The organism is Prochlorococcus sp. ALOHA_ZT_50 (assembly GCF_022447305.1).
Classification (GTDB): domain Bacteria; phylum Cyanobacteriota; class Cyanobacteriia; order PCC-6307; family Cyanobiaceae; genus Prochlorococcus_A.
In genome coordinates, this window is the sequence record NZ_JAKVCI010000006.1 from 10,042 (window position 1) to 22,769 (window position 12,728).

Genomic DNA, 12,728 nt, shown 5'->3' on the forward strand with positions numbered 1-12,728 from the left:
TCTATTTCTACTAGTAGAAATTGATTAATAGACACAAAATAATAGATAAATAAAATAAACGAGACTTTTAAGTATAAATTGGTATATCTAAATGAAAAATTTAAGTCACTTCAATAGGATTTTTCTTAAGATTTTATTTCGATAATTTCTTCTTCAGAAACAATTGCCCATTTTTTAAATGACTTTTTGCAGGGATATCCTCCTGTTAAGTCTCCAAATGCAGGAATATATAAAACATTTTTATTCATATCCATTGCAAAACACCTAAAAGATAATTTATCTCCATTGTTTTTTAAATAGATTTTTGGATGATAATGTCCACAAATATTCAAGGTTTTATTGTTTTCTAAATTAACTGGTTCATGGCTAAAAGTAATATTTTTAGTTTTTCTAATATCAAAAATTTTTATATTTTTAATATCACAACCTACATCGTGATTTCCGAGGACGAGTTCAACATTAGTTTTTAGTAGTTCAGGAAGATCCTCAACTTTTTTTTGAAGAGTTTTATCTATTGAATATTTGCTGTGGAATAAATCTCCCAATATTATTAACTTTTCAGGACTATATTTTTTTACTATTTTTTTTATTCTTGCGAAATTGTTTTTATCTGAATTATTAGTAAGAGGTATACCATTTTGCTGAAAATACTCAGCTTTCCCAAGATGAATATCGCATATTAACAACTCTTTTGTTTCCGGTAGAAATAACGCTCTTGAAGGAAGCATCTCTAACAATGTATCTTCCCAACAAAATTTAAAAGAACTTTTTTTCATTTAATCACTATATTTTTTTATAAGTTTTTCTACTCTTTTTTCTATTGGTTCATTGCTTAAAGTATTTTTAAGTCTTTCAACTAATAAAGGGAAAGCAAAAGGAGTTGGAGTTTTTATCTCGTTTAATAGCATTTTTAAATTTTTTAATCTTTCTAATGATCTAGATATTCTTTTATTTTCTAATTGATATTCTTTAACTTCTTGATGCGATTGTTTTATCAAAAGATGGCCTTCTTCATATTTAGTAAAGACATCGTAGAAAAGACTTGAACTTATTTGAAGTTGGGAAGAAGTTTTTGTTTTGGTTGGATTATTTTGATTTACTAGTCCACTTATTTGGGCAATATTTTTAAATCTACGTTTTGTTAATTCTGAAAAATTAATTGCATTTTCTAGATCTTCTTCTAATTTTTTGTTATTCAAAAAGTAATCAGCTTCTTTTTTTATTATGGAAAAATCATAATCTTCTGCAGTAGTTAAGCTGAATCCAAAATCATTAGCAGTAATACTAAATGTAGATTGTTTTAATTTTGCCAATCTCAAAGCCCATAAAAATGCAATTCCTTCATTTACAAATTTGCCATCAAGTGTAAAAACAAAAAGATTTGATAAATCCTTGGTTTTATATATTTCTATAAGGAATTCATCTTTCTTTGGAATATTTGAAAGAACTTTTTGTTTCTTCAATATTGGGCGTAATGAATTGAGTTCAGGATTTAAGCAATCATAATTTTCTAGTTCGTTGCATATATCTATTTCTTTTCTCAAACTCTCACAAAGTAGATCAGAAATTGCCATTTGACCTCCAACCCATGCAGGAATTAGAGAACTTTTTTTTGTTGATTTTTTAACGTATAAAATCATATCTCTTATTCTTACAAATTGAAGCATTTTGCCGGCAAAGTAAAATGTATCTCCAGGATTTAATTTTGAAGCAAAATTCTCCTCTAAATTACCTAAGGATTTACCTTTCATATATTTGACATTCACAAATTTGTCACTTGTAATTGTCCCAATATTGAACTTATGCATTCTTATTAAAGATTTGTCTTTTACAAAATATTTAAAGTTTTCATTATTATTTTGTGATTCTTCTTTAACTATCTTTTTATATTTTGGGTATGCTTTAAGACATTTTCCTCCATATTCTAAAAAGTCAAGACACCAATTCCAATCTTGATCTTTTAAGTTTCTATAACTCCAGCAATTTTTAATTCTTTCTTTCTCAATTTTCGGATCAAAGCCATTTCCGCATGCCAAACTTATTAGATGTTGAAGAAGCACATCATAAGATAATTCAGGAAGTCTAATTTCCTCAGATATACCACTTTTTATTATTCTTCTCATTGCACTAATCTCTAATAACTCTAAAGAATTAGTAGGCATAAAAATTATTTTTGATTTTCCACCTGGTCTATGAGCACTTCTTCCCGCTCTTTGGATAAGTCTAGCTAAATTCTTTGCACTACCAATTTGAACTATTTGATCTACAGGTTGGAAGTCAACTCCCAAATCTAACGAGCTGGTGCAGACTACCCATTTTATTAATCCGTCTTTAACCCCTTCTTCAACTCTTTTTCTATCTTCTTTATCGAGGGAGCCGTGATGAAGTGCGATTTTGTCTTCCATCTCTGGGAGAAAAAATTTAAGACATTGATACCATCTTTCAGATTGATTTCTCGTATTGGTGAATAATAAGGTGCTTTTATTTTTATCTAGGATTTTTAATAGTGAAGAATGACTTCTAATCCCAAGATGCCCACTCCATGGAAAGGTAGTTTCCTCCTCTGGTAAAACACTTATAATTTCGATCTCTTTTTGAATATTTGTACTTATAATTTTGGGTTTAATAGCGCTCATCCCAACTATTGCTCTTGCTGCTTCTTCAATATTTCCAATAGTTGCAGACATTGCCCAAATTTGTAAATTTTTTATATTACCTCTTAGCCAACTTAAAGATAACTCGCACTGGTTTCCTCTTTTACTACCCATCAATTCATGCCATTCGTCAATAATTATTGATGACAACTCCTTGAACAGATTATTAGATTCTTTATTAGAAAGTAAAAGAGATAAAGACTCTGGAGTGGTAATAAGAATATTAGGTGGTTTAGCTAGTTGCTTTTTCTTTTCATATGGGGTTGTATCCCCGTTCCTAATTTCAACAGTGATTTCTTTATTAAAATGCAAAGCTGCTAATTGTATGGAATTTTTTAGATCTCTACTTAGTGCTTTTAAAGGGGTTATTAATAATATATTCACACTTTTATTATTTTTGGGATCTTCTATCTTTGATAGAGGTCCCATTAATGCAGCATAAGTTTTGCCGCATCCAGTAGGAACTTGTATTATTCCACTCTCTCCATTTAAAAATGCTTCCCAAGATTCGATCTGATAGGGTAGTGGCTCCCATCCATTTGTGGAGAAAAACTGTTTAATTTTAGAAATTAAATTATTTTGCTTATTATTTTTCGTAATATTTTTCATGATATTTTTTTCATTAGTTCATAAGCATTCTCTAGGCTATCTGCATCATTAATTTTTTTATCTTTTCTCCATTTTGTTATTCTTGGAAATCGTACTGCTATGCCTGACTTATGACGTTTAGAAATTTGTATTTTCTCAAAAGATATTTCGAATACCATTTCTGGTTTTAACGATCGAACAGGACCAAATTTTTCTATTGTATTTTTTCTTATCCATTTATCTAGCTCTTTAATCTCAATATTCGTTAAACCAGAATATGCACTTGCAAATTTAATTAATTCTTTGTCTTTCCATAATGCAAAACTGTAATCTGTATACAGACCAGCTCTTCTACCGCTACCGCCCTTAGCGTAAATTAGAACAGCATCCAGTTGCATAGGATCAACTTTATATTTCCACCAAATACCTTTCTTTCTACCAGAGGAGTATATAGAAGTCTTTTTCTTAATTATTAATCCTTCAGTATTATTTTCTCGAGATTTTTCTTTATAAGTTAAAGCATCAGGCCAATCTTTAGGAAAGATTAAATCACATATTTTGAAAATATCAGAGATATTATTCTCAGTTTTAATTTGCCATTTTGAAAAATATTTTTCTAACTCAATTCTTCTATTTTCTAATTTAATTTCTCTTATATCTCTCCCATTAATCTCTAAAAGATCATAAGCAATAAAAATAATTGGATATTTTATTTGGATTGATCTAGTAGGAGACTTTCTATTTATTCTTTTTTGAAGTAAAGAAAAATCAAAGGCAATTTGTTCTTTAAAATTCCAAACTAATAATTCCCCATCAAGAACAAAATCATCTTTTATATGTGACATTTTCTCTACTAATTCTGGGAAAGATTCATTTACTAATTCTTGCCCTCTTGTCCATAACGAAACATTGCCTGATCTTTTAATTAATTGCATCCTTATACCGTCGTATTTCCATTCAAATTGAAAATCATTTATTGAATTTTTGAAGATTTTATCTTCAATAGTATTTGCTAGAAGAAATGGAAATGGTTTGGAATTTAACTCTTGAAGATTGATATTCTTGTTAATTAAAAATTCATATGAATCAATTGAAGGTTTAAAATCACCCATCAACCTATGAGAAATAATCTCTTCCTCAATATTAATTAGTTTTGATATTGATTTTGTGATTAATCCGATAGAGACTCCTACTCTAAAAGTTCCTGTAAGAATTTTATTAAAAATTAGATGGTTATCTTCAGGTAATGTTTCCCAAAGATTTTTAATTTCTAAATTTTTCTCCTCCTCATTAAGTTTTGATAATGCAGGTATTGTTTCGCTTAGTAATTCATTGAGACTTATATTTGATAATTTCTTTTTTCTAGAATTAGTTTTATTTTTAAGTAATAACGTTATTACCTCAGCAGAATCACCAACTTTTAAATAACATGTATCAATTAACCATTGAGGATATTCATATATTTGAGAAAAAAGATTTTTTAAATATCTTCCACTAATAAATCTCTTATTACTTTTTCCAGTTAGTAAATATATTGCCCATGAATTATCTATTGGATCATTAGATAAAAAATAATTCTTTAAAACTTCAATTTTATTATTTGTACTATTAATTGAATCTAGATCGCCAAATAATTCTGAAAACTTTTTTAAGCTCATATTTATTTACCGAATAAAAGGACATTTATTGATTCCTTTTCAACTAAATATTTACTTAAGGCTTCACTATCTCCATGATGAAAAAATACATTTTTTGCTTCAGACTTTTTTACTACTTCCAGAATTCCATCCCAATCCGCATGATCAGAGATTGCGAATCCTTTATCATATCCTGATCTTTTTCTTAGAGCTCTTATTGACATCCATCCACTCGCGAAAGCTGTTTGAATGTTTTTGAAATTTTTTAAATAAGAACCCTTACTTAAAGATGGCGGTAATAATATTAGACTTCCTTTAAGTTCATCTATCTTTTTTTTATTTTCAATTTTTATAGTATCTTTAATATCAATTCCAAGTTCCCTATAACTATTGTTCATTTTGTGAATACTGCCATGGGAATAAATATTGCCTTTAAAATTTGTTTGACTAATTTCGTTTAACAATCTCTGAGCTTTTCCAAGTGAATAGCAGAAAAGTAAAGAAGTTTTTTCTGGTGAATTAGTTATCCATTTTGAAATATCATTTGCTATTTTATTTGATTCATCCCACTTAAATATTGGCAAACCAAAAGTACATTCGCTTATTAAATAATCAGTTTTTACTATTTCATATTGTTTGCAAGTCTGATCTTTTTGAAGCTTAAAGTCACCTGAAATTAGCCATTTTTCTTCAGCAAAAATAAACCTTATTTGACTAGATCCAAGGATGTGACCGGATGGATGAAAAGAAATATTAATGCCATTTATCTTAAATTCTTCTCCATATTCAAAAGTCTTAATTTTGATATTATCTCCAACTCTTTCTTTAAGAAGTATCGCAGTTTCCTTAGTAGAAATGTATTCTTCACAGCCAAATGTAAAGTGATCAAAATGAGCATGAGTTATTAATGCCTTTTTTACTGGCTTGCTTGGATCAATCCAAATATCAGCAAGTTCACAATAAAGATTTCCATCTTTATATCTAATTAAATATTCTTGTTTAGTTCTCAAAACTACATCTCTTACAATGAAGTTAATTTAGCTAATTATGCCCACGCTTGTTTTGATAAAGCTATGGCTGAAATTGTTAGTAAAGCAATAACTACAAATTTGTTACTCCAATTAATCATGAATGAACTAATTTTGTTGAAAGAAACTCTATTAGATGGCACAATCTTTTTTTTATTCATAATGTGATGATTTTCATTATTTTCTAAGTAATTTAAATTTTTAATCTCATTTATTAATTTAGATTCGCAAGTTGAGAGTTTTTCTACTTGATTTAATAATTCAATATCTTCTGGCCTTAATAAAGAATTTAATTCTTTAATTTGTCTTTCGTTTTTCATAAGAAATTCATTAACTATCTCATCTGTCCCTAACCCCTTCTTTATATTTAAAAGAATATCATCTCTTTCCCAGGATTTTTCAAGAGAATTTAAAATTTTGCTTATGCTCATTTTAAGTATTTTTACTTATGATAAATTATTATTTTTTTCTTCTGTGGCTTATTCCTTTAAGTAATTAAAAAAAATTATTTTTATTTAAGATTTACGAATAAGTCTGTTAGCAAAATATTTTATCTTTACCTTTTCTACAATTTTTTTAGAACTACTTTTAGTTTTAACTTTATTTAAATTGATCACTTCATCTGACACATTTTTGCCCGTTTCAAAATAACTTTTAATTTTTTCTAATTCTTCTTTATTTAATCTTTTTGTTGCACCTTTTGCATTGATTCCAAGTTTCTTGCAGGCTAATAATATTCTATTACTTTCGACATTAAGATCTTTGGCAATACTGAAAATAGGAGTGTTGATAGACATTATTTTCTTTACTATGAAATTTATTATTTATAGTATATTTATAAGTTAGAAATTAAATATATTTTTAATTATTATTAATTTTAAAAACTTTTTTTAATTAGGCTACTTCATCTTCAAAATTATTTAAATCATTAAACTTCTTCTTCATGGTTGGATTATTTCTAGTTAATTTCTTTACTGTCAAATCTTGAGATTTGCTGTCAGCAGATAAAAGATGTTTTTTTGAGAGAACTAAAGCCTCTTTAGTTTTTTGTAAATGGGTTATTGATTTATCAATTTCTGAAATTGCATCATTAAATCTATCCTGGGCAAGTGAAACATTTTTACCAACTGCATTTTTGAATTGCTCAAGAGTACTTTCAAAATTAGTTATGTCAAAATTCTCACGTTTCATTAAATCAATTTGTGATTTGTATTTTAAGGTTTCCATAGATGCATTTCTTAGCAGAGAAATAATGGGCAAGAAAAATTGAGGTCTTATGACATACATTTTTGGGAATCTATGAGAAACATCTACTATGCCAGCATTATATAGTTCACTATCTGGTTCTAGAAGGGATACGAGAACTGCATATTCACAAGATTTTTGTCTTCTATCTTTATCTAATTCTTTTAAAAAATCTTCGTTTTTTCTTTTATTAGTTCCATTTAAACTTTCATTCTTCATCTCAAACATTATGGATACGACTTCGGTTTTATTTTCATCAAATTCTCTAAATATATAGTCACCTTTACTTCCTGAAGTGGCATCATTATCCTTTTCGAAATATGAGTTTTTAAATGCAGAGGCACGATTCAGATTAAATTGAGTTTCGCAATGGATTTCTAATGTTTCTCCTATCATCTTTGTAGATAATCTAGATTTCATTTCTCTTAACTCCTGAATAGTCAGGTCCCTTTCACTAATTTTGCTTTTAAACTTTTCTTCAATTAATTTTTCATTAATTGAATGTTCAAGCCTCATCTTTTCAATGGAATTTGTTAATGATGAGTTCTCTTTTTCTAAATTAGTAACAGCTTCACTAACTTTGTTTTTTAAAGATAATTCTGAAATTAAAGACTGGTTTTTGATTTCATCCTTCAACTTGATTAATTCATTATTCAATGAATTAATTTTATTTGTTGCTTGATTTTTTAAATCATTAAGGGCATTTGTTTTCTTTTCTTCAGCTATTTTTAATTTAGATTCAAGAGTTTGGATCTCAGACTCTTTAATGCGATTTTGCTCTATTAACTGTATTTTTAACTCACGTTTTAAAATTTCCAAAGCTTTTTTATTATCTTCTTCAGCCAAAATAAGTCTTTCTTTTATTTGTTTGTTAAATTCTTCGTCTTTTATCTGAAGAAGTATTTCTTCAAAGCTGCTGGGATCAATTCGGAAAGTTTTGCCGCATGAAGGACATTTAATATCTTTCATTTTTTAATTACAAAATTAATATTAGAAAGGATTTAATATTCGAATTATGTAAAAAGAATATTATTCTTGACTAAGAATAAACAATGAACCAATATTATGCATTAAAAAATAAAGTAATTACTCAATAAAAGTTATATTAATCCTGATTCCTTAAGAATGTTTATTTTATTTGCTAATTCTATATCTGCAGAAGATATTGAGCGGTCTAAAGTTTTGTGAGATGAAACTGTGTAACCACTGTCATCAACAAATTCGTCTTCCCCATCTTTTAAGTGGGCATTTTCATTTTGGAGATCTTTAAAATTATCCGACTTGAATATATTTGACTTGCTGATATTACTATATCCAAAATTCGCAATTCCTCTGGCATCTAATGCTTCCTCAACTAATATTCCAACTACTTTAGATCTACTTATAGATTCGCTCTTGGATATTTCATCAATAATTTCAAGTACTCTTTTTCTAGGAAGATATCCTATCCTTTTAACTTTATTTTCCATAAGTCTTTACATATGTCAATATTGTAACACTTCTGTCAAATCAATTCAGATTTTGATTAATAGCACTTATGTATAAATTTAAATAGTAGGATTAAAGTATAATTTCAAAGAACACTCATTCAAAGTTATTTCTCAAATACTCATGGGGATAGTTTTAAATGCTTCTTCTAATTACTTTTTCAGTTTGGTTCTGATTTTTGAAATTTTCTAAATTTAAATTCCAAATATTATGAAAGATAAACTATATGATAATGCTGATAGCTTTGCAATGTCATTTGATGAGGAATGGGAAAATATTGATTGTGATGATTTACGATTAAAGATAGATAAGGTATTTGAACTTTTATCAGACCACCCTTTTTTAATATCTAATCCAGAAAATGCTAGAAAAATGGCAGAATTTAGGATATTTTCATTAAAAAAATTTCAATAATTATTTTTAAATTTTATTAAAATTGAATATTTAATATTAATCTTAATCTTAATTACTTAAGATTTAAATAGTTGGTGAATTAAAAAATCCCTTACTGTATAAAAATATTATTATGCCAATAATTGGACCTATCCCAAAAACAAAAAGTACTAATTTCGCAGAATTTTTTGTTTGACCTAATTTTTGATCTTTTAAATTTGAATTAGTTTGTTTTTTTTTAGATTTTTTCTTTTTCATGAAGGATATATTACTACAATTCGACTTTAAAAGATTTTGATATGTTATTGGGTTTGAAAAAATTTTTCAAATTGACAAAACTTATATGGGAGTCAAAAAAGATCGTATTGTATAATGTAAAGAATATAAAGGAAATATGAGTGCAACTAAGAGAGAGGAAGTTTGTTCTCACCTTAGATATATAAGGTTAGAGCTTAGAGAGATGCATCAAATGCTTATCAAAGAAGATTTGTTGCCAGATCTTAATGAAGCAAAGGAAGTACTCGCTCAGCTTGATGCTTTATTGGATTTATTATCAGAAAAAAAAGTAACCAAGATAAAAAGCCAATTTTGAGAGCTTTTAGTTAAATTGATTGTATTAAAGATAATTTGTAGCTGATTCTATTTTTTTTCTATTATCGTGCATCTGTTCTAATTTATTGTAAATTTCTTTAATTTGGATTTGTATTAGATCGGTCGAATGTATATTACTTAACGCATCTAATGTTGATAGAAGGCTTTCTTTGGCTTCAATTAAATGTCTACATTCTTTACTGCCTGCTTCGTATGACATAGGATTTTTATAAAAAAATAATTATCCCAAATATATTAAAAATTCTTCCGTATTGCTTGATACTCTTATTAAATCAACGCTTATTATTGTAATTTTCAATACAGAATAAGAAATTATTTTTACTAAGATTCAATAAAAACAAATGCAAGAAAAATCCAAAGACTATAAATTCTGTATTAATTTGGCACTAGATAATGCAAAAAAAAGAATTAATTTATTAGATAATTCTGACAAAAAGTGTGTTCTAGAAGAATATAAAGAATGGATTAATGATGGTTTAAATAAGCATACAGTTTTACTACTAAGAGATGATCCGATCATCTAGGAAAGATGTGAAAATATTTTTTAATTCTTTGTACTAGAAGTAACCCTAAATAAAAAATAAAGACTTACGATAAAAATTACTGACAGAATAAAAGTTAATGATGAAAAATTATCCATATTTATATTAATTAAAAAATTTATTTAACTATAGCAGTTAAGTTAAATAAGTCCTGCATTCAGTTTTCTTTGAAAAGTGAAAGAATAAATTTATTCAAACTTTCTTTTTCTAAAAATATTTTTTTCTTCTTATAGGTCTTTAATTTCTTAAAAATTAAATCAACTAAGTGTTCTGATTTTGGAGTCATATATTAAATTTATTTTTCCAATAAATAAATTTTCTCTTCACCTATTTTATCTGGCTTTGTTATTTTACATCCTTTATCTTTTTCCATATTGCAATCTTTTGTGGCAGGAACAGATTTCCAGGTACAAATTTTTTCTTGGGATTCTTCTTTTAAAATATTCCATCCATCATCTAAGTATTCTGAAATACCATCCTCTCCACAAGAAAACTTTATTTCCATTCTTTTCTTTTCTGAATTAGGATTATCCTCAATATTTTTTTCCAAATTATTTGTGGGATACTCTTTATTAGTGGATGTCCTACAAGAAATTAAGAAAATTGCGATCGGAATTAACATAGAAACTTGTTTTATTATTTTCATTTTTTTAACTTTTGATGATTCTAAATTATTTAAATTATAGTTTATTTTGATTCTATTAATTTTAATAGTTTATCCATTTTATTCATCAAGTCTTTTACATCACCTGGCTTCGGTAATATTAATTCTTCCGTAACTTCTAAATGCATTTTCTTTAAGTTTTGCCTCAAATCTTTTAAATGCATTTTTACGTTTTCTTTCTTTTGTTTTATATCAGTCATAGGAATAAAATTTAAACTTTATTAAACTTAAAGTTACTATCATAATATTGAGATGCTTATTTATAGAGAATAATTCAAAATTTAATTTTTTAAATTTTCTATTTCATAGATTTCTTCGCCACCATAACAAAAATTTGTAGATAACATTTTTATTTCTCTATTATTAATTCCGATTGTATTTTTATTTTTAATAATATAATTTTTAGCAATCGCTTCACAATCTAATTTATTTTTTGCATGTTTAATAACTGGATAAAAATATGCCAATGTAGTAATTACAAACAAAAATATTATTATTGATTTTTTTTCATTTTTAATAAATTCTTTAGATGTTTTTTTGGCTTTTAATATTTTTATTAGTAATTTATCTGGTAATCCTATTTGAACAAATAATAACTCTACCCACCATGGAAGATCCTTATCTTTCTTTTTCTTTAAGTTTGAGGAAGTATTCATTTTCTTGGCTTCATAGTTTTGGTTTTTCAGTTCTTTAGGATTAGTTGTTTCTTTTTTATTCATATCATCCAATGATTTATTTGGAATGTAGAGGTTTTATTTTGATTTGGAAACTATATCTTTATTTTATAAGTTTTAATTTAATTTATCTATGAATTTGAGTATTGTTAATCTGTATTTAGAAATTTTAAATGGCAAAAAAAAGAAGGAAGTTAAATAAAGATTTTGAGAGAAAAATATATTCATCAAAAAAAAATGTCGAATTAGTACTGGCAAAAATCTATGATATCGATGATGAAGACATACAAAAAGAATATATGAGCGCCTTTAACAAAGTGGTTTACTTATATGATGAATTAAAAGAAGATTACGAACGACAAGGATTTTCTGATAATTCTGAAGAACTTCTCACAAGCTATAAAAATGCATTTAATCTTTTCGAATCAGAATTTGAAATTTAAATTCAATTTCTAATTACCGTTTGTAAGGGGTTACAGGTATTTCAATTAGCTTTCCTTTTTGGAGATCAGATCTTTTCTCTTGTAAATTTTTGATACATAAAGATACTCTTTTCTCCTTTGCGCAAAATCTTTTTATTTGGTAATCAGTAAGTGATAATGATTTATTACTAAATGAAAAAAAGGCCAATAAAAACATAAAAAAATTTAATACCAATTTCATTTGTTCTCTCCTAACTATTTTCTAATACCCTTTAATTTAATTACTTTTTATTATAAAGATCTATGATTTCTTTTAATTCATCTTTACTTAACTCTGTTGAAATAAAAACTTCTTGAGCTGTATTACCCTTTCTTGCGATTGCTTTATATCCGTTTATAGTTTTCACTGACAATCTAATTATCAATTTAGAGGATCTTCCCCTGGCTCTTGAAATAACAGCTGGAGTTATTGTCTTGATATTATTTTCCAGTGCTAATTTTTGAAGTATTGGAATTAGACCTTCTATATTTGTACTATGATTTAAAACTAATCTTCCCAATTTATTTTTATTACAATTCTATTGGTAAAATTTTGTTTCTGAGAAATTAACTTTAGCTTTAAAATGATTAAAAAATTTTGAAGTTCTGTTATATTTATAAAAACGATTAAATTCTAATGATCTTTCAAATAGGTTGGGCAGCATTGGCTGCTATTTTTACTTTTTCAATTGCCATGGTTGTTTGGGGAAGAAATGGGGACGGATCCATTGACATATGATTT

Annotated in this window: 19 protein-coding genes; 5 read left to right on the top strand and 14 right to left on the bottom strand. The window is 26.7% G+C overall.

What is annotated here, in order from left to right:
- Positions 1 to 125: 125 nt before the first annotated feature.
- The 8 genes from pdeM to MK115_RS01420 all read right to left on the bottom strand — a co-directional run bounded on the left by pdeM (position 126) and on the right by MK115_RS01420 (position 8,621).
- Positions 126 to 776 (bottom strand): ligase-associated DNA damage response endonuclease PdeM, encoded by a 651-nt coding sequence (pdeM, locus tag MK115_RS01385; protein ID WP_287608486.1) that lies wholly within the window; start codon positions 774 to 776, stop codon positions 126 to 128.
- Positions 777 to 3,263 (bottom strand): ligase-associated DNA damage response DEXH box helicase, encoded by a 2,487-nt coding sequence (locus tag MK115_RS01390; RefSeq protein ID WP_287608488.1) that lies wholly within the window; start codon positions 3,261 to 3,263, stop codon positions 777 to 779.
- Complete coding sequence (locus MK115_RS01395) at positions 3,260 to 4,900, bottom strand: ATP-dependent DNA ligase (RefSeq protein ID WP_287608490.1); 1,641 nt, start codon at positions 4,898 to 4,900, stop codon at positions 3,260 to 3,262. The genes MK115_RS01390 and MK115_RS01395 overlap by 4 nt, the downstream gene beginning before the upstream one ends.
- A gap of 2 nt (positions 4,901 to 4,902) precedes the next feature.
- Positions 4,903 to 5,889, bottom strand: a complete 987-nt coding sequence (locus tag MK115_RS01400; protein ID WP_287608492.1) for a ligase-associated DNA damage response exonuclease — start codon at positions 5,887 to 5,889, stop codon at positions 4,903 to 4,905.
- 35 nt (positions 5,890 to 5,924) lie between these two features.
- Complete coding sequence (locus MK115_RS01405; protein ID WP_287608494.1) at positions 5,925 to 6,338, bottom strand: competence protein ComC; 414 nt, start codon at positions 6,336 to 6,338, stop codon at positions 5,925 to 5,927.
- A gap of 84 nt (positions 6,339 to 6,422) precedes the next feature.
- Positions 6,423 to 6,704, bottom strand: a complete 282-nt coding sequence (locus MK115_RS01410; RefSeq protein ID WP_025975873.1) for a translation initiation factor IF-2 N-terminal domain-containing protein — start codon at positions 6,702 to 6,704, stop codon at positions 6,423 to 6,425.
- Between the two features lie 97 nt (positions 6,705 to 6,801).
- Positions 6,802 to 8,121, bottom strand: a complete 1,320-nt coding sequence (locus MK115_RS01415; protein ID WP_287608497.1) for a DUF2130 domain-containing protein — start codon at positions 8,119 to 8,121, stop codon at positions 6,802 to 6,804.
- Positions 8,122 to 8,252: 131 nt separating this feature from the next.
- Positions 8,253 to 8,621: a hypothetical protein gene (locus MK115_RS01420; protein ID WP_025931740.1), complete on the bottom strand. Its 369-nt coding sequence runs from the start codon at positions 8,619 to 8,621 to the stop codon at positions 8,253 to 8,255.
- A 229-nt stretch (positions 8,622 to 8,850) separates the two neighbouring features.
- Here MK115_RS01420 and MK115_RS01425 point away from each other — a divergent pair, with 229 nt between their 5' ends.
- Positions 8,851 to 9,054, top strand: a complete 204-nt coding sequence (locus tag MK115_RS01425; protein WP_287608500.1) for a hypothetical protein — start codon at positions 8,851 to 8,853, stop codon at positions 9,052 to 9,054.
- Positions 9,055 to 9,117: 63 nt separating this feature from the next.
- Here MK115_RS01425 and MK115_RS01430 read toward each other — a convergent pair whose 3' ends face one another.
- The gene (locus tag MK115_RS01430) at positions 9,118 to 9,291 is read right to left on the bottom strand and encodes a hypothetical protein (RefSeq protein ID WP_011818237.1); all 174 of its coding nucleotides are present in this window, start codon (positions 9,289 to 9,291) and stop codon (positions 9,118 to 9,120) included.
- Positions 9,292 to 9,427: 136 nt separating this feature from the next.
- Between MK115_RS01430 and MK115_RS01435 the strand changes: the two genes are divergently transcribed.
- The gene (locus tag MK115_RS01435) at positions 9,428 to 9,625 is read left to right on the top strand and encodes a DUF8635 family protein (protein ID WP_011818238.1); all 198 of its coding nucleotides are present in this window, start codon (positions 9,428 to 9,430) and stop codon (positions 9,623 to 9,625) included.
- 24 nt (positions 9,626 to 9,649) lie between these two features.
- Here MK115_RS01435 and MK115_RS01440 read toward each other — a convergent pair whose 3' ends face one another.
- The gene (locus tag MK115_RS01440) at positions 9,650 to 9,844 is read right to left on the bottom strand and encodes a hypothetical protein (protein ID WP_011818239.1); all 195 of its coding nucleotides are present in this window, start codon (positions 9,842 to 9,844) and stop codon (positions 9,650 to 9,652) included.
- Between the two features lie 142 nt (positions 9,845 to 9,986).
- Between MK115_RS01440 and MK115_RS01445 the strand changes: the two genes are divergently transcribed.
- The gene (locus MK115_RS01445) at positions 9,987 to 10,169 is read left to right on the top strand and encodes a hypothetical protein (RefSeq protein ID WP_077141475.1); all 183 of its coding nucleotides are present in this window, start codon (positions 9,987 to 9,989) and stop codon (positions 10,167 to 10,169) included.
- Between the two features lie 313 nt (positions 10,170 to 10,482).
- Here MK115_RS01445 and MK115_RS01450 read toward each other — a convergent pair whose 3' ends face one another.
- The 3 genes from MK115_RS01450 to MK115_RS01460 form a co-directional block, all read right to left on the bottom strand.
- On the bottom strand, positions 10,483 to 10,833 hold the full coding sequence (locus tag MK115_RS01450; protein WP_287608506.1) for an alpha-2-macroglobulin: 351 nt from the start codon (positions 10,831 to 10,833) through the stop codon (positions 10,483 to 10,485).
- 41 nt (positions 10,834 to 10,874) lie between these two features.
- Positions 10,875 to 11,051 (bottom strand): DUF8635 family protein, encoded by a 177-nt coding sequence (locus MK115_RS01455; RefSeq protein WP_198936888.1) that lies wholly within the window; start codon positions 11,049 to 11,051, stop codon positions 10,875 to 10,877.
- Positions 11,052 to 11,132: 81 nt separating this feature from the next.
- Positions 11,133 to 11,570 (bottom strand): hypothetical protein, encoded by a 438-nt coding sequence (locus tag MK115_RS01460; protein ID WP_287608508.1) that lies wholly within the window; start codon positions 11,568 to 11,570, stop codon positions 11,133 to 11,135.
- A 128-nt stretch (positions 11,571 to 11,698) separates the two neighbouring features.
- On the opposite strand from MK115_RS01460, the gene MK115_RS01465 reads away from it, so the two are divergent.
- Positions 11,699 to 11,968 (top strand): hypothetical protein, encoded by a 270-nt coding sequence (locus tag MK115_RS01465; protein WP_032518735.1) that lies wholly within the window; start codon positions 11,699 to 11,701, stop codon positions 11,966 to 11,968.
- Positions 11,969 to 12,228: 260 nt separating this feature from the next.
- Here the strand turns inward: MK115_RS01465 and MK115_RS01470 are convergent, their stop codons facing one another.
- A complete protein-coding gene (locus MK115_RS01470) occupies positions 12,229 to 12,507 on the bottom strand; it encodes a DUF2103 domain-containing protein (protein ID WP_025922313.1) in 279 nt (92 codons plus the stop codon).
- A gap of 116 nt (positions 12,508 to 12,623) precedes the next feature.
- Between MK115_RS01470 and petN the strand changes: the two genes are divergently transcribed.
- A complete protein-coding gene (gene petN, locus MK115_RS01475; protein ID WP_011376303.1) occupies positions 12,624 to 12,725 on the top strand; it encodes a cytochrome b6-f complex subunit PetN in 102 nt (33 codons plus the stop codon).
- Positions 12,726 to 12,728 lie beyond the last annotated feature (3 nt).

Excerpts from the sequence above, each read along its gene's own strand:
- MK115_RS01390 (WP_287608488.1), bottom strand. The coding sequence starts at position 3,263 with ATGAAAAATATTACGAAAAATAATAAGCAAAATAATTTAATTTCTAAA.
- MK115_RS01420 (WP_025931740.1), bottom strand. The coding sequence starts at position 8,621 with ATGGAAAATAAAGTTAAAAGGATAGGATATCTTCCTAGAAAAAGAGTA.
- MK115_RS01440 (WP_011818239.1), bottom strand. The coding sequence starts at position 9,844 with ATGTCATACGAAGCAGGCAGTAAAGAATGTAGACATTTAATTGAAGCC.
- MK115_RS01460 (WP_287608508.1), bottom strand. The coding sequence starts at position 11,570 with ATGAATAAAAAAGAAACAACTAATCCTAAAGAACTGAAAAACCAAAAC.
- MK115_RS01415 (WP_287608497.1), bottom strand. The coding sequence starts at position 8,121 with ATGAAAGATATTAAATGTCCTTCATGCGGCAAAACTTTCCGAATTGAT.
- MK115_RS01405 (WP_287608494.1), bottom strand. The coding sequence starts at position 6,338 with ATGAGCATAAGCAAAATTTTAAATTCTCTTGAAAAATCCTGGGAAAGA.
- pdeM (WP_287608486.1), bottom strand. The coding sequence starts at position 776 with ATGAAAAAAAGTTCTTTTAAATTTTGTTGGGAAGATACATTGTTAGAG.
- MK115_RS01445 (WP_077141475.1), top strand. The coding sequence starts at position 9,987 with ATGCAAGAAAAATCCAAAGACTATAAATTCTGTATTAATTTGGCACTA.
- MK115_RS01410 (WP_025975873.1), bottom strand. The coding sequence starts at position 6,704 with ATGTCTATCAACACTCCTATTTTCAGTATTGCCAAAGATCTTAATGTC.
- MK115_RS01455 (WP_198936888.1), bottom strand. The coding sequence starts at position 11,051 with ATGACTGATATAAAACAAAAGAAAGAAAACGTAAAAATGCATTTAAAA.
- MK115_RS01465 (WP_032518735.1), top strand. The coding sequence starts at position 11,699 with ATGGCAAAAAAAAGAAGGAAGTTAAATAAAGATTTTGAGAGAAAAATA.
- MK115_RS01395 (WP_287608490.1), bottom strand. The coding sequence starts at position 4,900 with ATGAGCTTAAAAAAGTTTTCAGAATTATTTGGCGATCTAGATTCAATT.
- petN (WP_011376303.1), top strand. The coding sequence starts at position 12,624 with ATGATCTTTCAAATAGGTTGGGCAGCATTGGCTGCTATTTTTACTTTT.
- MK115_RS01450 (WP_287608506.1), bottom strand. The coding sequence starts at position 10,833 with ATGAAAATAATAAAACAAGTTTCTATGTTAATTCCGATCGCAATTTTC.
- MK115_RS01425 (WP_287608500.1), top strand. The coding sequence starts at position 8,851 with ATGAAAGATAAACTATATGATAATGCTGATAGCTTTGCAATGTCATTT.
- MK115_RS01430 (WP_011818237.1), bottom strand. The coding sequence starts at position 9,291 with ATGAAAAAGAAAAAATCTAAAAAAAAACAAACTAATTCAAATTTAAAA.
- MK115_RS01435 (WP_011818238.1), top strand. The coding sequence starts at position 9,428 with ATGAGTGCAACTAAGAGAGAGGAAGTTTGTTCTCACCTTAGATATATA.